The organism is Pseudomonas sp. PvP001, assembly GCF_040546375.1.
Lineage (GTDB): Bacteria > Pseudomonadota > Gammaproteobacteria > Pseudomonadales > Pseudomonadaceae > Aquipseudomonas > Aquipseudomonas coleopterorum.
This window is the reverse complement of the sequence record NZ_JBEPNQ010000001.1, coordinates 2,052,662-2,072,555: the sequence shown is the minus strand read 5'-3', so window position 1 is coordinate 2,072,555 and position 19,894 is coordinate 2,052,662. Positions and strand designations below refer to the sequence as shown.

Genomic DNA, 19,894 nt, shown 5'->3' with positions numbered 1-19,894 from the left:
GCGTCCGGCTCGCCATGGTAGCGCAGACGCGACAGTAGCGGTGGGCATGTTACGCGCCGATCACCCCACCGTCTTCGCGGCTGATGGCGATCACCGAAGAACGTGGCTTGCCGTTGGGCAGGTGTTCGGGGAAGGTCGAGCCACCGTTTTCACCCGGATGCTGGATGCCGATGAACAGGGTGCGTTGATCGGGGGCGAAGCTCACGCCGGTGACTTCGCAGCCCACCGGGCCGACCATGAAGCGGCGAATCTCGCCGCTGGCCGGGTCCGCGCAGAGCATCTGGTTGTTGCCCATACCGGCGAAGTCACCGGCATTGCTGGTGTCGCCATCGGTCTGCACCCAGAGCCGGCCGGCATCGTCGAAGGCCAGGCCATCGGGGCTGTTGAACATGTTCTGCGGGTTGATGTTGGACGAACCGCCCTTGGCCTGGCCGGGATGCACACTGGGGTTGCCGGCCACCAGGAACAGGTCCCACTCGAACGTCATGGCACCGTGTTCGTCGCCGCTTTCACGCCAGCGCAGAATCTGCCCGTAGACGTTCTTCTCGCGCGGGTTGGGGCCGCCGACCGGCTGGCCGTCGTCGCCGCGTTTGATGTTGTTGGTCAGGGTGCAATAGACCTGGCCATCCTTGGGGCTGACCACGATCCACTCGGGGCGGTCCATGCGTGTGGCCTGCATGGCACTGGCGGCAAGCCGTGCGTGAATCAACACTTCGGCCTGGCTGGCGAAGCCCTTGCTGGCGTCCAGACCGTTCTTGCCATGGGTCAGCTCCACCCACTGGCCATGCCCCTTGGGACGATCGGGGTTGCCGTCGCCGTTGTCGAAACGGGCGACGTACAACGTGCCGTGGTCGAGCAGGTCACGGTTGGCCTTGGGGTTGTGGTGGTCGATGCGGTCGCGGCTGATGAACTTGTAGATGAACTCGCCACGCTCGTCATCGCCCATGTACACCACCGCGCGACCATCGCGCGTTTCGGCCAGGGCCGCGTTCTCGTGCTTGAAGCGACCCAGCGCAGTGCGCTTGACCGGCATGGCGGTCGGGTCGAACGGGTCCACTTCCACGACCCAGCCGAAGCGGTTGAGTTCGTTGGGGTTGCGCGCCATGTCGAAGCGCGGGTCATGAGGGTGCCAGTTGATTTCCTTGCTCGCCGCGACCACCCCGTAGCGTTTCTGCGCAGGGGTGAACGCCAGCGTGGCGTCGGTGCTGCCGAAGCAGTCGGTGAAGTTTTCTTCGCACGTCAGGTAGGTGCCCCACGGGGTCTTGCCGTTGGCGCAGTTCTGGAAGGTGCCATGCACCAGTTGCCCGGTGCTGTCGGCCGCAGTCTTGAGCAGGGCATCACCGGCCGCCGGGCCGCTGACGCGGATCGGCGTGTTGCCGTGAACGCGGCGGTTGTATTGCGAGCCCTGAACGAAATGCCAGTGGCCGCCCTTGCGTTGGATCTCGATCACCGACAGGCCTTCGCAGGCCAGGGCCTTGCGCACTTCTTCGGCTGACTGTGGGCTGCCGCCGTGGGCGTACAAATAGCGGTAGTTGGTGTATTCGTTGTTGATCGCCATCAAGGCGCGATTGGCGTCGTTGGGGAAGGGGAACAGACTCATGCCGTCGTTGTTGTCACCGAACTGCACCTCCTGGGCCTCGGCGCTGCCGTTGCCGCTGGGATCGAAGGCCGGGCCACCGGCCTGCAGTGGCTGCCCCCAGCTGATCAGCACGCTGGCCTGGTAGCCGGGCGGCAGGCTGATGGTATCGCTGGTGGCCGCGGCAATACCGGTAAAGCCCAGCAATGCGCTGTTGCCGGCGCTGACCGCGTTGGCCATGGCCGTGCGGGTCAGCAGGTTGCCGCCCAGGAACATTGCGGCACCGCACAGGGCGCCAGCGCCGATGAAGCGGCGACGGCTCAGGCCGGTGATCTTTTCCAGGTCGGTGGCTTGGTGTTCTTCTAACAGGCTCATGGTGATCTCCCTTCAGGTCAGCGAGTACCTTAAGGAGGGATTGTGACGAACAGATTGCAGACCGTGGCTTAATCCTCGCACAGGCTCACTGCGCCACCTGGCCGACATCCAGCGCCTTGGGCAGCAGCTTGTTCTGGTAGAACAGGTCGGCAGTCGCCTGCTGGGTCTGGATCACAGCGTTATCCACAGGCCGCACGGGGGAGGGTGGGCGGTTGTCCACATAACGCTCGACTACCGGCTCCGGCAGCCCCATGGACTGGGCCAGCGTTGCGATGCTCTGTGCATGCTCGGTGCGGGTCAGTGCCTCCGCGCTGCTGAGTTGGTCCAGCAGGTTGTGGATAAACTCGCCGTTGGCCTGGGCATAGGCACGCCGTGCGGTGTAGATCGGTCCGCCCAGACCCAGGCCGCTGCCATCGGCCAACAGCCGCGCATGACCTTGGCTCAGGGCCAGCGACGAGTAGGGTTCCCAGATTGCCCAGGCGTCGACACTGCCTTGTTCGAAGGCCGCCCGAGCATCGGCCGGGCTCAGGTACACCGGCTGAATGTCCCGATAGCTCAGGCCAGCCTTGTTCAGCGCCCGCAGGATCAGGTTGTGCGAACTGGAGCCTTTCTGAAAGGCGACCTTCTTGCCTTTGAGGTCGGCGACCTGAACGAACGTACTGGTGTCCTTGACCAGCAAGGTCTCGGCCTGGGGTTTGGCCGGCTCGGCACCGATGTACACAAGGTCCGCGCCCGCTGCCTGCGCGAACAGCGGCGGGATATCGCCCGTGGCCGCTACATCGAGGCTGCCGATGTTCAAGGCCTCGAGCATCTGCGGGCCTGCGGGAAATTCGATCCACTGGACCTGGGTCTGCCCGAAGCGTTTTTCCAGCAGGCCATGCTGCTTGGCCAGGACCAGGGCAATCGAGCCCTTCTGATAGCCGATGCGCAGCGCCGCCGGATCGGCCAGAGCGGCGCCGGCCAGGCCCAGCAAGGCCAGCACGGCGCCCACGCGAGCGAGTGTCTTCATGTGATCGATCCCTTATTGCGCAGTCGAGGGTTTTTCCCAGAGGTTGATGCCGCCTTCCACCGCATGGCGGTCGATCTCGGCCAGTTCCTCGGCGCTGAAGCTGAGGTTGTCCAGTGCGCCGACGTTTTCGATGATCTGCTCGGGACGGCTGGCGCCGATCAGGGCGCTGGTCACGCGGCTGTCGCGCAGGGTCCAGGCCAGGGCCAATTGCGCCAGGCTCTGGCTGCGGCGACGGGCGATTTCGTTGAGCGCGCGAACGTGGGTCAGGTTGGCCTCGCTCAAATGCCCAGGCAGCAAAGAGCCGCCGCCGGGACGGTTGACCCGCGCATCGGCCGGCACGCCTTGCAGGTACTTGTCGGTGAGCAGCCCTTGCGCCAGCGGCGTGAAGGCAATGACACCGGCGCCCAGTTCGTCGGTGACCTGCAGCAGGTCGTTCTCCACCCAGCGGTTGAGCAGGTTGTAGGCGGGCTGGTGGATCAGCAGCGGCACCTTCCACTCCTTGAGCAGGGCGGCGATCTCACGGGTCTTGACCCCGGAGTACGAGGAAATGCCGATGTACAGCGCCTTGCCCTGTTGCACCGCCGTGGCCAGGGCGCTGGCGGTTTCTTCCAGCGGCGTGTCGGGGTCGAAGCGGTGCGAGTAGAAGATATCCACATAGTCCAGGCCCAGCCGTTGCAGGCTCTGGTCGAGGCTGGCCAGGATGTACTTGCGCGAGCCGCCGCCCTGGCCGTACGGACCGGGCCACATGTCCCAACCGGCCTTGCTGGAGATGATCAGCTCGTCACGGTAGTGCTTAAAATCCTCGCGCAGCAGACGGCCGAAATTGATCTCGGCGCTGCCATAGGGCGGGCCGTAGTTATTGGCCAGGTCGAAGTGGTTGATGCCCAGATCGAAGGCGGTGCGCAACAGGCTGCGCTGGGTGTCGATCGGGGTGCTGTCGCCAAAGTTGTGCCACAACCCCAGGGACAGTGCTGGCAACACCAGGCCGCTACGGCCAACGCGGCGGTAGGGCAGGCGCTGGTAGCGATGTTCGGCAGCGATGTAGGTCATGGAAAGCCTCGCTTCAAGGTATGTCGAAGGGCGCCCGATCAGCGCCCATTGATTTCGGGCAGGCCCAGATGCTCGCGCAACGTGGTGCCTGTGTAGTGGGTGCGGAACAGGCCGCGGCGTTGCAGTTCGGGCACCACCTGGCGTGCGAAGTCTTCGAGCCCGCCGGGCAGATGCGGCACCAGCACGTTGAAACCATCGGCGGCGCCGTTCTGGAACCATAGCTGCAATTGGTCGGCAATCTGCGCCGCAGTGCCGATAAGACTGAAATGCCCACGCCCCCCGGCGATTCGGCGACCCAGTTGCGCCAGGTTGAGGTGCTCGCGCTCGGCCAGTTCGCTGAGCAGTTGCTGACGGCTGCGCTGGCCGCTGTCGGTCAGGGGCAGCTCGGGCAGCGGTCCGTCCAGCGGGTAGCCGGACAAGTCGAAGTTGCCCAGCATGCGGCCCAGCAACGCCACCCCGACCTCGGGCTGCACCAGGTCCTGGAATGCTTCGAACTTGGCCTGTGCCAGTGCTTCGGTTTCGCCAACCACGACGAACACCCCAGGCATGATCTTCAGCTCATCGGCGCCACGACCAAACGTGGTCGCGCGGTTCTTGAGGTCGGCGTAGAACGCTTGCGCGGCGGCCAGCGAAGGCTGCGCGGTGAAAATCACATCGGCGGTCCGTGCCGCCAGAGCGCGGCCGGCTTCGGACGAACCGGCCTGCACCACCACCGGTCGCCCTTGCGGTGAGCGTGCGACGTTGAGGGGGCCCTTGACCTTGAAGTGCTCGCCGACATGGTTCAGCTCGCGGCGCCCGGCCGGGTCGTAGTATTGGCCGCTGGCCTTGTCGCGCACGAAGGCATCGGCGCTCCAGCTGTCCCAGAGCCCCATGACCACCTGATGAAACTCCTGCGCCCGGCTGTAGCGCTCGGCGTGGCCGATGTGTTCGTCGCGGCCGAAGTTGCCGGCCTCGGCCGCGGCGTCCGAGGTCACCAGGTTCCAGCCGGCGCGGCCGCCGGACAGATGATCCAGCGAGGCGAACTTGCGCGCCACGTGATAGGGCTCGTTGTAGCTGGTAGTGACCGTACTGATCAGGCCGATGCGTTCGGTGACCACGCTTAGGGCCGAGAGCAGGGTCAACGGTTCGAAATGGTCGGAGCGGGCCATCCGGCTGGCGCTGTCGCCGGTGGCTGCTGCCACGCTGTCGGCCAGGAACAGGGTGTCGAAGCAGGCCGCCTCGGCCACCTGCGCCAGGTGCCGGTAATGCTGGAAATCGAGCCCGGCATCGGCCGGCACCTGAGGGTGGCGCCAGGCAGCCACGTGGTGCCCGGTGGCCATCAGAAAGGCACCCAGTTTCATCTGTCTGGCGCTCATGTCAGAAATCCTTGCGCAGTTGCACGCCGAAGTAGCGCTCGTCATTACGAGGCACGGCGCGGTAGATATAGCCGCTGCCACTGGCCAGCATCGGCGAGTAGGACTTGTCGGCCAAGTTCTTGCCCAGCAGCGCGACACGCCAGCCATTGGTGTAGTCGGCCAAGGCGATGCTGGCATTCCAGATGCCATAGGCACCTTGCTTGGTGTCCGGGTTCTGGCTGATGTCGTACTGCACTTCGCTCTGCCAGCTGTAATCGGTCCCCAGCTCCACATCCAGGCCATTGGCCAATGGAATGCTGTAGTCGGCGCGCACGTAGCTCTTCCAGTCGGGGCTGTAGGGCAGGGTCTTGCCGTCGACGTTGCAGGAAGCCGCCGCGCCGGCCGGGCAACTGAACTGATCGATGCGCGCACGGGTGTAGGCCAGTGCGCCGGACAGCTTGAGGTTCTGCGTGGCCTGCAGGGCGTAGTCCAGCTCGACGCCCTCGGTGCTGACGCTGCCGGCGTTGATCAGTCGCGTCACCACTTGGTTGGCCACGGTGTCGAAGAAGTTCGCCTGGTAGTTGTCGTACTCGCTGTGAAAGACCGCCAGATTGCTGGTCAGGCGGTTGTCCCAGGCGCTGGCTTTGATCCCCGCTTCCCAGGTGTTGGAGGTTTCCGGTTTGAGCGCGTCGGTGTCGCGCGGCTGCATGTTGAAGAACACGTTGTAGGCAGGGCCTTTGTACCCGCGTGAATAGGTGACATAAGCCATGACGTCGTCACTGAGGTCGTACTGCACGCCCAGTCGTCCGGACCAGCCATCCTCATCCACCGAGCCTGAACTGCGGGTGCCCGGCTGGATGCCGCTGACGGTGGTGGCCGAGGTCGACACGCGACGGTGATCGTATTCCAGGTCGTCGTGGGTCCAGCGCAGGCCGGCGATGCCGCGCAGCCGCGAGGTGAAGTTGAGGGTGGTCTCACCGAATGCCGAGTAGCTGTCGCTGGTGGTAGTGTAGTCGGCCACGCCGCGCTGGCTGCCGGTCGGTGTCACCAAGGTGCGGCGGTAGGTTTCGTCGTCCTTGCCGTGCATGTAGAACAGGCCGCCGACGTACTCCACGAACTCGCCCTTGGGCGAGGCCAAGCGGACTTCCTGTGAGTACTGGTCGTAGCTCAGGTCGCCTTTGTCTTCCGTGCCGGGGAAGGCGCTGGTGATGGTCGCCAGGCGGTCGCCGTCCTGCCATTGGGTGTTGTCCCAGCCGCGCCAGGCGGTGATCGAGGTCAGGGTGTAGTCGCCCAGGTTCCAGTCCAACTGGGCCGACAGACCCTTGTTGATGTCCTCGACATGGCTGCGGTAGTCGCTGGCGATATCACGGCTGTGGCCGCTGGCCGAGACTGGCGCCAGGGCGCCCGCGAACGCGGGAGTCAGTGCCTTGCTGACGACGCCATTGGGCGCGTCGTCGTGGCTCTGCATGTAGTCAGCGGCCAAGGTAAGCGTGAGGTCGTCATTGGGGGTGAACTCGAGCTTCCCCCGCACGCCCTTGCGGTTGTAGCCGTTCACTTCGTGGCCATTGGCGCGGTTGTCGACGTTGCCGTCGTAGCTGCCGAACAGCGTGGTCAGCGAGCCCTTGAGGGTGTCGGGGATCAGGCTGCCACCGATGCCGAAGCGGGTGCGGCTTTCGTTGCCGCTGTAGTACGACTGGTCGATGTAACCGTGGGTCTCTTCGGTGGGCGCCTTGGTCACGATGTTCAGCACGCCGGCCGAGGCGTTCTTGCCGAACAGCGTGCCTTGGGGGCCGCGCAGCACTTCGATGCGTTCCAGATCCAACAGGTCCAGGGTGGCCTGGCCAGGGCGCCCGTACACCACGCCATCGATGACCGTGGCCACGGTGGGCTCCACGCCGGGGGAGGTGGAAATGGTACCCACCCCACGGATGAACAGCGAGGTGTCCTTGTTCGAGGCGCCGGTGCGGAAATTCAGGCTGGGCACCTGTTGCACGATGCTCGCAACGCCGTTGCGGTTGTCCCGTTCCAGCTGCTCGCCGTCGACCACCGACACCGCCACCGGCACTTTCTGCAGCGACTCGGCGCGCCTCGTGGCCGTGACCGTGACGGCCTGCAGGCTGACCGACTCTTCATCGCCCTGAGCGGCAAAGGTGGGCATTGCGCCCAGGGCGATGGCCGCAGCGACGGCCTGGGACAACACGGAAGTCTTGATCGCGAAAGATTGACGCTGTGGCATGGCGGGTCGCTCGAACAGGGGCTGGACATTGTTTTGATAGACGCAGCATTCGCTCGAGCGAGTAGCAGACAGGTCAACTGGTTAGCGCTAACATGGCGAATAGTGGCGATGAACGCTTATACGGTCAAATACCGTAATTTCTACTGTTTATGGTTTTTAGTTATTAAAGGCAGGCAGATGACCGATCCCAAGCATCAGCGTAAGCGCCGTGGTGCTGGCCGCGTGACACTGGCCAGCGTGGCCACCCACGCGGGGGTCTCTGCCATGACCGTGTCGCGGTATTTCAATCGACCGGACCTGGTGTCGGACGAGCATCGGCAGCGAATCGCCCAGGCGGTGACCGAGCTGGGTTATGTTCCCAATCTGGTGGCCGGAGGGCTGGCGTCGGCGCGGGGCAAGATCGTCGGCATGGTCATTCCGAACATTTCCGGGCCGATCTTCGCCCATACCATTCAAGGCTTCAGCGATACCTTGAGCAGGCATGGCTACCAAGTCCTGCTGGCGTCCAGCTATTTCAGCGCCGAGCAGGAGGAGAACGCTGTGCGTGCCTTCCTTGGCTGGTCGCCTGCGGCCCTGGTGCTGACCAGCCACTTCCACAGCGTCGGCACCGAGAAGATGCTGGCACAAGCGCAGATACCGTTGGTGGAAACCTGGGACTATCAACCCGAACGCGCGCCGATGCAGATCGGCTTCTCGCATGCTCAGGTGGGCGTCACTTCGGTGCGCTATCTCTACGGCGAAGGCTACCGGCGCATCGCCTTCGTCCAGAACAGCGCAGCGGGCGACTTGAGTGCTCTCGAGCGTCGAGACGGCTATGCCGCGACGCTGGCCGAGCTGGGCCTGGAACCCCAGGTGTTCGCTCCCGATCCCTCCCTGGCGCCTTTCGAAGCCGGCAAACAGGCGTTGCATGCCCTGATGGCGAGCCCAACCCCTCCGGATGCGATCATCTTCGCCAACGACAACCTTGCCGCCGGCGGCTTGCTGGCGGCCCAGCGCGCCGGGCTGCGCATTCCACAGGATTGCGCGGTGATGGGCTTCGGCGACTACCCCTTCGCCGAAATGCTCCTGCCCAGCTTGACCACCATCAGGCCGCCTGCGCTGCAGATTGGCGTGCTGGCAGCAACGCGTGTCCTGCAAAGCCTGGGCATCATCGAGGGCGAGCCGCCGCATCTGGAGCTGCTCGACTGCGAACTGGTGGCGCGGGAGAGCAGTTGATACGCAAAGCGGCCTTCGACTTCGCACCTGCGTTTGAAAATGACACACAAGAATGCATTAGCTAACACGTCGGGCTAGGCTAGACTTGACATGCATCGCATGGTTTTGCCTTGCACAGATCGTTTGTCCTGCCAAGGGAGTCGCCACCAATGGCCATCCACAACATTCACGACGCCAAGAGCAATCTGTCGCGCTTGCTCGAACAAGCCGCAGCCGGTGAAGTGGTGGTCATCGCCAAGGCCGGCAAGCCCATTGCCAAGCTGGTGGCCTATGATGCGCCAGAGCCGCGCGAAGCAAAGCGTATCGGTTTCATGCTTGATCTTGTGGTTCCGGAAGACTTTGATGAGCTCGACAATGAGGTCACCAATCTCTTCGAGGGCAAGGTGTGAAGTTACTGCTCGACACGCATATCCTGATCTGGGTCGCCAAGGACAGCCCAATGCTTTCCTCAAAAGCTCGATCCTTGATCGCCAATCTGGATCACGAGGTTTACTTCAGCGCGGCAAGCCTATGGGAAGTGGCTATCAAAAACGGCCTCAGCCGCAGCGGCATAGTGATCGATACGGTGGGTCTGCGCCGTCAGCTATTGCTCAATGGCTACCACGAACTGCCGATCACGGCAGCCCATGGCATGGCCGTTGAAAAGCTGCCGCCCATTCACCGCGATCCATTCGACCGCCTGCTGTTTGCCCAAGCCACTCTGGAAAGCATGCAGCTACTGACGGCCGACGCACTGTTGAGTCAATACGGCGCACCCGCGTTGCAGGTTTGAGCCTTGCTACCCAAGAAGCTCGATATGCAGATGCTCGGCCACGCTCTGTGCGCTGGCGTTCTTCAGGTAGGGCACGCGACCCAGGCAAGGGGCCGGCAGGCGTTCGGCCAGGGTGGCGAGGTTGTCTTCCAGGCGTGAGGTTTTCGGTTCGATGATATTGGCCACCCAGCCGGCCAGTTGCAGGCCGTCGCGGGCGATGGCTTCCGCGCTCAGCAGCGCATGGCTGATAGCGCCAAGGCGCACGCCCACCACCAGAATCACCGGCAGCTTCAAGGCAATGGCCAGGTCCGACAGATTGGCCTGGTCGGACAGCGGCACGCGCCAGCCACCAGCGCCTTCGATCAGAGTGAAGTCGGCCTGCCGGGCCAGCACCTCACGCATGGGTGCCAACAGCGAGCCGACGGTCAGGGCCACGCCAGCCTCGCGGGCGGCGATGTGGGGGGCGATCGCAGGTTCGAAGGCGACCGGGTTGATCTGCGCGTACTCAAGCTTGAGCGAGCTCTGGGCCATCAAGGCCAACGCGTCGCTGTTGCGCAGGCCCTTGGGGGTCACCTCGCAACCCGAGGCAACGGGCTTCGCGCCCAGCGTGCTCAGGCCCTTGAGGCTGGCAGCGTGCAGCAGGCCGGCGGCCACGGTGGTCTTGCCGATATCCGTGTCGGTACCGGCGATGAAATAGGCGCTCATCAGGATTGTCCTTGCTCGACGGGTTTGCGCAGCACAGCGTAGACCACCTGGTAAGTGGCTGGCAGCCCCTGGGGTGCACGAAAGGCTTCATAGGCCTGCAGCAGACCGAGCATGCGCGCGCGGCCGGTCAGGCCGTCGGGGCGTCCGGGGTTGAGGTTGTGCGCGCCCAGGGCCTTGAGCTCATGGGTCAGGCCACGCACGTCGGCGTAGTGCAGCACATGGGGCACGTTATCCAGGCCCAGCACCTCCAGGCCGCTGTCCGCACACAGGCGCTGGTAGTCGGCGAACTCACGGAAACGGTTGACGTGCACTCGGCCATCCACCGCTCGCCAGCTTTGCCGCAGCTCGTGCAGTGTGCCCGCGCAGAGGCTGGCAAAGGCCAGCACGCCGCCGGGTTGCAAGGTTCTGCGAGCCTCGGCGAGCACGGCGGCGAAGTCGCTGCACCATTGCACCGCCAGGCTGGAATAGATCAGACCACAGCTGCCGTCGCGCAGCGGCAGTTGCTCGGCATCGCCAGCCACATGCCAGGTGGCACCACCCTGTACCCGCGCGTGGCTGAGCATGCCTTCGGCAATGTCCAGTGCCACACCGACACCGTTCGGAAAACGCTGGGCCAGAACACGGCTGAAGTAGCCGGTGCCGCTGCCCAGGTCAAGCCATTGCGACGGTTGCAGGCCGTCTGGCAGTCGAGTGAGCAATGAGTGACCCACGTCCCGCTGCAATTGCGCGACGCTGTCATAGCTCGCCGCCGCCCTGGAGAACGACGCCGCCACCAGCCGCTTGTCCGGCAACCTGAGCGCAGTCTCCCGCCTCACCTCACCCCCTGTAGCAGCGGCGCAAGCCGCGTCATCTGCCACCTCAACGCCTGCGCCAAGCACAATCCCGTTCCTCTCACTCATGCACAAAGGCCCCAATTGCACCGGCGACCCTATCCGGGTCCTCCAGTATGAACCCATGGCTGGCCCGCTCGACCACGCCGATCTCGGCCTTCGGCACCAGCTTGCGCATTACGCTCGCCGCCCGGACGGGCACCAGCGAATCGCTTCCGGCAAACAGGTGCAGTTGCGGCCCGGTAAACGCCTGCAACGCGGCTCGGGTATCCAGCTCCGCCAGCACGCGCAAGCCCTCGGCCAGCGTCTGTGTCGAAGCCGGCTCAGCAACCGCCAGTCGCCGAGAAAGCCCGCGCGGATCAGCAGCGCCTTGCGCACAGAGCGACGCGAAGCGCTTCAACAGGGTTTTCGGATCCGCCTTGCAAGCGGTCAGAAAGGCTTCGAACGTTTCAGCGGGCATTGCATCCGGCCAGTCGGCGCGGGCCACGAAACAGGGATTACTGGCCAGGGTCAACAGGCCAGGGCAGCGTTCACCCCGGCGCGCCGCGAGCTTGGCAGCGAGCATGCCGCCCAGCGACCAACCGCCCAGCCATGCACCGTCCGGCAAACGTGCGTCGAGGGCATCCAGCCAACCGGCAAGCCCTGCAGCGTCCGGCGTGGGCAAGGGTTCGACCTGCACCAGCACGGGTTCAGCGAGCTCCTGCAGGGCAGCGACCAATGGCTCCAGCGCACCGGTGCCCAGGCCCCAGCCGGGCAGCAGGATCAGACGATCAGACATGTTCGGCTCCCAGCAGCGGATAGCATTCAGCCAGCGCATCGAGCAATTGCTGCACCTGGGCACTGCTGTGCGCGGCCGAAAGCGTCACCCGCAACCGCGCACTGCCGGCAGGCACGGTCGGCGGACGTATGGCCGTGACCAGCAATCCGCGCTCGCGCAACAGTTGCGACAAGCGCACGGCACGGCCGGCATCGCCGACCAGAATCGGTTGAATGGGCGTGAAACTGTCCATCAAGGTCAGGCCCAACTGGGCAGCGCCGTATCGAAATTGGGTGATCAGGCTCGCCAGGTGTTCGCGCCGCCAGTGTTCGCTGCGCAGCAGTTGCAGGCTGCGCAAGGTGGCGCAGGCCAGCGCCGGTGGCTGGCTGGTCGTGTAGATGTAGGGCCGAGCGAACTGCACCAGGGTTTCGATCAGTTCCTCGCTGCCGGCCACGAAGGCGCCTGCAGTGCCGAAGCCCTTGCCCAGGGTACCGACCAGCACTTGCACATCGTCCATCCCCAGCCCGAAATGCTCGACGATACCGCCGCCGGTAGCGCCCAGGGCACCGAACCCGTGGGCATCGTCGACCATCAGCCAGGCGCCCTTGGCCCGCGCAACGGCCGCCAGTCGTGGCAGCTCGGCAAGGTCGCCGTCCATGCTGAACACACCATCGGTCACCACCAGCGTGTTGCCGACGGCTTTGGCCAGGCGTGTTTCCAGGCTGGCTGCATCGTTGTGCAGGTAACGGCTGAAGCGCGCGCCGCTGAGCAGCCCGGCGTCCAGCAGCGAGGCGTGGTTGAGACGGTCTTGCAACACGCTATCGCCTTGCCCCACCAAGGCAGTGACCGCCCCCAGATTGGCCATGTAGCCGGTGGAGAACAGCAGCGCCCGCGGGCGCCCGGTGAATTCAGCCAGGGCCTCTTCCAGCGCATGGTGAGGGCTGCTGTGGCCAACCACCAGATGGGACGCGCCGCCCCCCACGCCCCAGCGCTCGGCGCCCTCGCGCCAGGCCTTGATCACGTCGGGGTGGTTGGCCAGACCCAGGTAGTCGTTGCTGCAGAAGGCCAGCAGCGGTTGGCCATCGACCACCACGCGCGGCCCTTGCGGGCTTTGCAGCAATGGACGCTGACGATAGAGGTCGGCGGCGCGGCGCTCGGCCAGGCGCGCGCTGAGGTCGAAGGGCATGCAGGCCTCGAATGGCAGTGGATGAACGCCGGCGACGGGGCCGGCGTGGGGTCAGGCGGAGGCGGCGTCGTAGAACAGGTCGCTGCTCTTCTGTTCGACCAGGGCCTGTTCGATGGCCGCTTGATGGACTTCGTCAGCATGTTCTTCGCGCGCTTCTGGGGCGATCCCGAGGCGGGCGAACAACTGCATGTCCTTGTCCGCCTGCGGGTTGGCGGTGGTCAGCAGCTTGTCGCCGTAGAAGATCGAGTTGGCCCCGGCCAGGAAGGCCAGTGCCTGCATCTGCTCGTTCATCGCCTCACGCCCGGCGGACAGACGCACGTGGGATTGCGGCATGAGAATGCGCGCCACGGCCAGCATGCGAATGAAGTCGAACGGATCGACATCCTCGGCGTTCTCGAGCGGAGTGCCGGCGACCTTCACCAGCATGTTGATCGGCACCGACTCGGGATGCTCCGGCAGGTTGGCCAGCTGGATCAGCAGCCCGGCGCGGTCGTCCAGCGACTCGCCCATGCCCAGAATGCCGCCCGAGCAGATCTTCATGCCGGCGTCGCGCACGTGGGCCAGGGTCTGCAGGCGCTCGCTGTAGGTGCGGGTGGTGATGATGCTGCCGTAGAACTCCGGCGAGGTGTCCAGGTTGTGGTTGTAGTAGTCCAACCCCGCCTGGGCCAGGGCCCTGGTCTGGTCTTCGTCCAGCCGGCCCAGGGTCATGCAGGTTTCCAGGCCCATGGCCTTGACCCCGGCAACCATCTGCAACACATACGGCATGTCCTTGGCCGAGGGGTGCTTCCAGGCCGCGCCCATGCAGAATCGCGTCGAACCGATTGCCTTGGCGCGGGCGGCTTCTTCGAGCACCTTCTGCACTTCCATCAGCTTTTCTTTTTCCAGCCCGGTGTTGTAGTGCCCCGACTGCGGACAGTATTTGCAGTCCTCAGGGCAGGCGCCGGTCTTGATCGACAGCAGGGTCGAGACCTGAACCCGATTGGGATCGAAATGCGCGCGATGCACGCTTTGCGCCTGAAACAGCAGGTCGTTGAAAGGCTGCACGAACAGCGCCTTGACCTCGGCCAGGGTCCAGTCGTGACGAACGGTTGCAGTTGTACTGGCGCTCATCGGCGGTTCCTTGTTTATGCTCGGTCAGGCGCAAGGACGCAGGATTGTCCATGGGCGCAACGTGGCTATTGAGTCGAATGCGGGCATGATTAAGGAAGCGCCATGCACTGTCAACCTGCTACAAATACCTCGGTTTACAAGTGGATAAAAAATGATCAGGTTTGTCTGTTGTGTGACGGCGCGTCGGGTAATCCCTATGCCCTCTGCGAGGCCTGTGAGTGCGATCTGCCTTGGCTGGATGAGCAATGCACGGTGTGTGCGCTGCCGCTTGCCATGAGTGGATTCACCTGCGCCCCGTGTCGGCGCCGCCCGCCCGCTTTCGAGAAGGTTGAAACACCGTGGCATTACGGTTTCCCCATCGACAGCCTGATCACGCGTTTCAAGCACAACAGCCAATGGCCCTACGGACGCCTGCTGGCAGAGTTGACCAGCCACTGGCTCGACCACCGTTTCAACGAGGATCTGCCGCGTCCGCAATTGCTGATTCCGGTGCCCATGGGCCGTAAACGCCTGCGCAAGCGCGGTTTCAACCAGGCTGAAATGCTCGCTGGCTGGCTGTCCAGGGCGCTGCATATCGACTGCGATTCGACCGTCGTTCAGCGCACGCTCGAAACACGAGCCCAGCAGGAACTGGGTGCCAAGGCGCGGCTGCACAATCTGCAACACGCTTTTTCCGTGATGCCTGACGCAGGGCTGGATGGGCTGCACGTGGCCCTGGTCGACGACGTGATGACCACCGGCGCCACCGCCCAGGCCCTGGCGGTGCTGCTGCGCCAGGCGGGTGCCGCGCGCGTGGACGTCTACTGTCTGGCGCGCACGGCCAAGGCCGAGTAGCCTTGAACCATGACCTTGTCCCCCTTGCTGGCCCAACACATCGCACGTCGTCCGCAACGCATCGAGCTGTTGCGCCATATTGCCGAGCAGGGTTCGATCACCCGCGCCGCCAAGGCCGCCGGCCTGAGCTACAAAGGCGCCTGGGACGCCATCGACGAACTCAACAATCTGGCCCACACGCCCCTGGTCGAGCGCGTCGTGGGCGGCAAGGGTGGAGGAGGCGCCCGGCTGTCCGAGGAAGGGCAGCGCATGCTGCGCCTCTACGAGAAACTTCAAGCGTTGCAGGCGCAGGTGCTCGAAGCCGCCGAAGACGCCAACGACCTGGACCTGCTCGGCCGACTGATGCTGCGCACCAGTGCACGCAACCAGTTGCATGGCCGCGTGAGTGCCATCGAGGCGCAAGGTCGCAACGACCACATCACCCTGGATCTTGGCGCAGGGCTGAACCTGCGTGCCCAGATCACCCACGACAGCACGCAAACCCTGTCGCTGGCCCCGGGCGCCGGGGTGGTGGCCTTGATCAAGGCCGGTTGGCTCTGCGTGTTGCCGGTGGATGTCGCCGGTGTCCCCGGTCACAACTGCCTGCAAGGGCTCCTGGAGCAGGTTCTGCTGCAGGACCAGGGGCCCTGTGAAATGCGCATAGGGCTGGCCAATGGGCAGACCCTCTGCGCACTGTCACCGCTCGGATCGGTCCGAGAGGGCGAGCCGGTCAATGTCTGGTTCGATCCTGCCAACGTGCTGCTCGGCACGCCGCTCTAACCCGTACCCTATCCGCTGGAAACCCCGCTGTGCCCATTTCTGCGGGCCACATGCGCGCTTCTGCTGGCAGGCGCGGTGCCGTCGTCCGGCGCCGGGCGGGTATTGACTTTGCCCAGGCGTAAACGTATGTTTCAAACACCCGTTTGATAGCGACAACCTGTCGCAGGTCGAACCCACCGGAGTTCAGCAGAGGTTTATCGCTATGTCTGATTACAAGGCCCCCTTGCGTGATATTCGCTTCGTCCGCGACGAGCTGCTCGGCTACGAAGCGCACTATCAAAGCCTGCCCGGTTGCCAGGACGCAACGCCGGACATGGTCGATGCCATCCTCGAAGAAGGCGCCAAGTTCTGTGAACAGGTACTGGCACCGCTGAACCGCGTGGGTGACATCGAAGGCTGCACCTGGAGCGAGGACGGCGTGAAGACGCCGACCGGTTTCAAGGAAGCCTACAAGCAGTTCGTCGAAGGTGGCTGGCCGAGCCTGGCCCATGACGTCGAGCACGGCGGCCAGGGCCTACCCGAATCCCTGGGGCTTGCGGTCAGCGAGATGATCGGCAGCGCCAACTGGTCCTGGGGCATGTACCCCGGCCTGTCCCATGGCGCCATGAACACCATCTCCGCCCACGGTACCCCCGAGCAGCAGGAGGCCTACCTGACCAAGCTGGTGTCCGGCGAGTGGACCGGCACCATGTGCCTGACCGAGCCGCACTGCGGCACCGACCTGGGCATGCTGCGCACCAAGGCCGAACCCCAGGCCGACGGCAGCTATGCGATCAGCGGCACGAAGATCTTCATCTCTGCCGGCGAACACGACATGGCCGACAACATCGTGCACATCGTCCTGGCACGCCTGCCCGATGCCCCGGCTGGCACCAAAGGCATCTCGCTGTTCATCGTGCCCAAGTTCCTGTCCAATGCAGACGGTTCGATCGGCGCGCGCAATGCGGTGAGCTGTGGCTCGCTGGAACACAAGATGGGCATTCACGGCAACGCCACCTGCGTGATGAACTTCGACAGCGCCACCGGCTACCTCATCGGCCCTGCCAACAAGGGCCTCAACTGCATGTTCACCTTCATGAACACCGCGCGCCTGGGTACCGCTCTGCAGGGCCTGGCACACGCCGAAGTGGCGTTCCAGGGTGGTCTGCGCTATGCCCGCGACCGCTTGCAGATGCGCTCGCTCACCGGCCCCAAGGCGCCGGAGAAGGCCGCCGACCCGATCATCGTGCACCCGGACGTGCGCCGCATGCTGCTGACCATCAAGGCCTTCGCCGAAGGCACGCGTGCCATGGTCTATTTCACCGCCAAGCTGGTGGACGTGCTCAAGTTCAGCCAGGACGAGGAAGAGCGCAAGCGCGCCGATGCCCTGCTGGCGTTCATGACCCCGATCGCCAAGGCGTTCATGACCGAAGTGGGCTTCGAAGCCGCCAACCACGGCGTGCAGATCTACGGTGGACACGGCTTCATCGCCGAGTGGGGCATGGAGCAGAACGTACGCGACAGCCGCATTTCCATGCTGTACGAAGGCACCACCGGTATCCAGGCGCTCGACCTGCTGGGCCGCAAGGTGCTCATGACCCAGGGCGAGGCGCTCAAGGGCTTCACCCGCATCGTGCACAAGTTCTGCCAGGCCAACGAAGGCAACGAAGCGGTTGCCGAGTTCGTCACACCCTTGGCGCAGTTGAACAAGGAGTGGGGTGAGTTGACCATGAAGGTCGGCATGGCCGCCATGAAGGACCGTGAAGAAGTCGGCGCCGCCTCGGTCGACTACGTGATGTATTCGGGTTACGCCTGCCTGGCCTACTTCTGGGCCGACATGGCTCGCGTGGCGGCGCAGAAACTGGCCGAAGGTCATGGCGATGCGGCGTTCTACACGGCCAAGCTGCAGACTGCGCGCTTCTACTTCCAGCGCATCCTGCCGCGCACCCGCACTCACGTTGCCGCCATGCTGTCCGGCGCAGGCAACCTGATGGCCATGGACGAAGCGCACTTCGGCCTTTCCTACTGACAGGCCAACCAGCCTGCGGCGCGTGTCGACCCGAGCGCGCCGCCCGGCTTTCGAACTTCAGCCCTCGAATTCCTGCGAGTTAGCCATGGCGGACTACAAAGCTCCCTTGCGCGATATGCGCTTTGTTCTGAATGAAGTATTCGACGTCGCCAGTCACTGGGCCCAACTGCCGGGCCTGGCCGACAGCGTCGACGTGGAAACCATGGAGGCGATCCTCGAAGAGGCCGGCAAGGTCACGGCCCAGGCGATCGCACCGTTGAGCCGTGCGGCCGACGAAGAGGGCTGTCACTGGCGCGATACCGCGGTCACCACCCCGGCTGGATTCCTCCAGGCCTACCAGACCTATGCCGAGGGCGGCTGGGTCGGCGTCGGCGGCGAGCCCGCTCATGGTGGCATGGGCATGCCCAAGGTGATTTCGGCGCAGGTCGAGGAGATGGTCAACTCGGCCAGCCTGGCGTTCGGCCTGTACCCGATGCTGACGGCCGGTGCCTGCCTGTCCATCAACGCTCACGCCAGCGACGAGCTGAAGCGGACCTACCTGCCCAAGATGTATGCAGGCACCTGGGCCGGCTCCATGTGCCTGACCGAAGCCCATGCAGGCACCGACCTCGGCCTGATCCGCACCCGCGCCGAACCGCAGGCCGACGGCAGCTACAAGGTCAGCGGGACTAAGATCTTCATCACCGGCGGCGAACACGACCTGACCGAGAACATCATTCACCTGGTGTTGGCCAAGCTTCCCGATGCACCGCCCGGTCCCAAGGGCATCTCGTTGCTGCTGGTGCCCAAGTTCATGGTCGATGCCGACGGCAACCTGGGGGCGCGCAATGCCGTGTCGTGCGGTTCCATCGAGCACAAGATGGGCATTCAGGCCTCGGCCACCTGCGTGATGAACTTCGACGGCGCCACCGGTTACCTGGTCGGCGAGGCGAACAAGGGCCTGGCGGCCATGTTCACCATGATGAATTACGAGCGTCTGGGGGTCGGTATCCAGGGCCTGGCGTCGGCCGAGCGCTCCTACCAGAACGCCGTGGAATATGCCCGCGACCGGCTGCAAAGTCGCTCACCCAGCGGTGCTGCCCAGCCCGACAAGATGGCCGACCCGATCATCGTCCACCCGGACGTGCGGCGCATGTTGCTGACCATGAAGGCCTGCAACGAAGGCGGGCGTGCTTTTTCCACCTACGTTGCGTTGCAACTGGACACGGCCAAGTACAGCGAAGATCCGGCCACGCGCAAGCGCGCCGAGGACATGGTCGCTTTGCTGACACCGGTGGCCAAGGCGTTCCTGACCGACCTGGGCCTGGAAACCACGGTGCATGGCCAGCAGATATTCGGCGGCCACGGCTATATCCGCGAATGGGGCCAGGAGCAGCTGGTCCGCGATGTGCGCATCACCCAGATCTACGAAGGCACCAACGGTATCCAGGCGCTGGACTTGATGGGGCGCAAGGTCGTGGGCAACGGCGGCGCGTTCTATCAGCTGTTCTCCGAGGAGGTACGGGCTTACGCGACCCAGGCCGAAGGCGCATTGCAGGAGTTCACCCAGCCGTTGATCCAGGCGTTGGACCGTCTGGATGCGCTGACGGCCGGGGTTCTGGACCGGGCCGGGAACGATCCGCGCGAGATTGGCGCGGCGTCCGTCGAGTACCTGCAGGCCTTTGGCTACACCGCCTATGCCTACATGTGGGCAAGGATGGCCGGCGCCGCGCTGGGCCGGCAGGACGAGGCGTTCTACGCCAGCAAGCTGGGCACGGCGCGGTTCTATTTCGCGCGTTTGTTGCCACGGGTTCACTCGCTGGCGGCCGCTGTCGATGCCGGCAGTGCGTCGCTGTTTCTGCTGGATGAGGCGCAGTTCTGACGGTGTAAGCTTTGGCTTACGTTACGCGGCGTCTTTGAGCTATATCCGAAGATTGGATCCACGGTTAATCTTCTCTCCAAGGACGTTGCGCAGGATGCGCCTAGATATAACAGGGACACGTAGGATTTCTGCCAGGACGGCGGACGGAAATGGATGTCATGGGAAACAGTCTGCAAAACCCCGCTTCGGCGGGGTTTTCTTTTTTCCGCTCCCGCATATTCCCCGCATCGACGCCGCCCGCCGGCCGCCGCACACCTGGCACCCCGCATCGACGCCCGACGCTGCTCACACACCCCCT

The 19,894-nt window shown here is 64.5% G+C and carries 17 protein-coding genes; 7 read left to right on the top strand and 10 right to left on the bottom strand.

Going from position 1 to position 19,894, the window contains the following annotated elements; genetic code table 11:
- Positions 1–49: 49 nt before the first annotated feature.
- The 5 genes from ABMD26_RS09480 to ABMD26_RS09460 form a co-directional block, all read right to left on the bottom strand.
- Positions 50–1,951, bottom strand: coding sequence for a PhoX family protein (locus ABMD26_RS09480; protein WP_090355745.1), 1,902 nt, complete (start codon positions 1,949–1,951; stop codon positions 50–52).
- An 85-nt stretch (positions 1,952–2,036) separates the two neighbouring features.
- A complete protein-coding gene (locus ABMD26_RS09475) occupies positions 2,037–2,960 on the bottom strand; it encodes an aliphatic sulfonate ABC transporter substrate-binding protein (protein ID WP_134722930.1) in 924 nt (307 codons plus the stop codon).
- A 12-nt stretch (positions 2,961–2,972) separates the two neighbouring features.
- Complete coding sequence (gene mgrA / locus ABMD26_RS09470) at positions 2,973–4,010, bottom strand: L-glyceraldehyde 3-phosphate reductase (RefSeq protein WP_354309210.1); 1,038 nt, start codon at positions 4,008–4,010, stop codon at positions 2,973–2,975.
- A gap of 38 nt (positions 4,011–4,048) precedes the next feature.
- Positions 4,049–5,365, bottom strand: coding sequence for an LLM class flavin-dependent oxidoreductase (locus tag ABMD26_RS09465; protein WP_134722931.1), 1,317 nt, complete (start codon positions 5,363–5,365; stop codon positions 4,049–4,051).
- A 1-nt stretch (position 5,366) separates the two neighbouring features.
- Entirely contained in the window at positions 5,367–7,502 is a 2,136-nt protein-coding gene (locus ABMD26_RS09460) for a TonB-dependent receptor (protein WP_354311816.1), read from the bottom strand.
- A gap of 255 nt (positions 7,503–7,757) precedes the next feature.
- Here ABMD26_RS09460 and ABMD26_RS09455 point away from each other — a divergent pair, with 255 nt between their 5' ends.
- The 3 genes from ABMD26_RS09455 (at position 7,758) to ABMD26_RS09445 (ending at position 9,567) form a co-directional block, all read left to right on the top strand.
- On the top strand, positions 7,758–8,795 hold the full coding sequence (locus tag ABMD26_RS09455) for a LacI family DNA-binding transcriptional regulator (RefSeq protein ID WP_134722933.1): 1,038 nt from the start codon (positions 7,758–7,760) through the stop codon (positions 8,793–8,795).
- 149 nt (positions 8,796–8,944) lie between these two features.
- A complete protein-coding gene (locus ABMD26_RS09450) occupies positions 8,945–9,184 on the top strand; it encodes a type II toxin-antitoxin system Phd/YefM family antitoxin (protein ID WP_049862084.1) in 240 nt (79 codons plus the stop codon).
- Complete coding sequence (locus tag ABMD26_RS09445; RefSeq protein WP_049862083.1) at positions 9,181–9,567, top strand: type II toxin-antitoxin system VapC family toxin; 387 nt, start codon at positions 9,181–9,183, stop codon at positions 9,565–9,567. Before ABMD26_RS09450 ends, ABMD26_RS09445 begins: the two co-directional genes overlap by 4 nt.
- Positions 9,568–9,573: 6 nt before the next feature.
- On the opposite strand, the gene bioD is transcribed toward ABMD26_RS09445, so the two are convergent.
- From bioD to bioB, 5 genes are all read right to left on the bottom strand, one after another.
- Positions 9,574–10,254: a dethiobiotin synthase gene (bioD, locus tag ABMD26_RS09440; protein WP_090355768.1), complete on the bottom strand. Its 681-nt coding sequence runs from the start codon at positions 10,252–10,254 to the stop codon at positions 9,574–9,576.
- On the bottom strand, positions 10,251–11,066 hold the full coding sequence (gene bioC / locus ABMD26_RS09435; RefSeq protein WP_354309206.1) for a malonyl-ACP O-methyltransferase BioC: 816 nt from the start codon (positions 11,064–11,066) through the stop codon (positions 10,251–10,253). The genes bioD and bioC overlap by 4 nt, the downstream gene beginning before the upstream one ends.
- Positions 11,067–11,142: 76 nt before the next feature.
- Entirely contained in the window at positions 11,143–11,859 is a 717-nt protein-coding gene (locus ABMD26_RS09430) for an alpha/beta fold hydrolase (RefSeq protein ID WP_354309204.1), read from the bottom strand.
- Entirely contained in the window at positions 11,852–13,024 is a 1,173-nt protein-coding gene (gene bioF / locus ABMD26_RS09425) for an 8-amino-7-oxononanoate synthase (RefSeq protein ID WP_134722936.1), read from the bottom strand. Before bioF ends, ABMD26_RS09430 begins: the two co-directional genes overlap by 8 nt.
- A gap of 51 nt (positions 13,025–13,075) precedes the next feature.
- Positions 13,076–14,134, bottom strand: coding sequence for a biotin synthase BioB (gene bioB, locus ABMD26_RS09420; RefSeq protein ID WP_090355782.1), 1,059 nt, complete (start codon positions 14,132–14,134; stop codon positions 13,076–13,078).
- 102 nt (positions 14,135–14,236) lie between these two features.
- Here bioB and ABMD26_RS09415 point away from each other — a divergent pair, with 102 nt between their 5' ends.
- The 4 genes from ABMD26_RS09415 to ABMD26_RS09400 all read left to right on the top strand — a co-directional run bounded on the left by ABMD26_RS09415 (position 14,237) and on the right by ABMD26_RS09400 (position 19,596).
- A complete protein-coding gene (locus ABMD26_RS09415; protein ID WP_354309201.1) occupies positions 14,237–14,968 on the top strand; it encodes a ComFC family protein in 732 nt (243 codons plus the stop codon).
- Between the two features lie 9 nt (positions 14,969–14,977).
- Complete coding sequence (locus tag ABMD26_RS09410; protein ID WP_122743989.1) at positions 14,978–15,727, top strand: TOBE domain-containing protein; 750 nt, start codon at positions 14,978–14,980, stop codon at positions 15,725–15,727.
- Positions 15,728–15,929: 202 nt separating this feature from the next.
- Positions 15,930–17,735, top strand: coding sequence for a phenylacyl-CoA dehydrogenase (locus ABMD26_RS09405; RefSeq protein WP_056844397.1), 1,806 nt, complete (start codon positions 15,930–15,932; stop codon positions 17,733–17,735).
- A gap of 85 nt (positions 17,736–17,820) precedes the next feature.
- Positions 17,821–19,596: an acyl-CoA dehydrogenase C-terminal domain-containing protein gene (locus tag ABMD26_RS09400; RefSeq protein ID WP_354309199.1), complete on the top strand. Its 1,776-nt coding sequence runs from the start codon at positions 17,821–17,823 to the stop codon at positions 19,594–19,596.
- Positions 19,597–19,894: the final 298 nt, after the last annotated feature.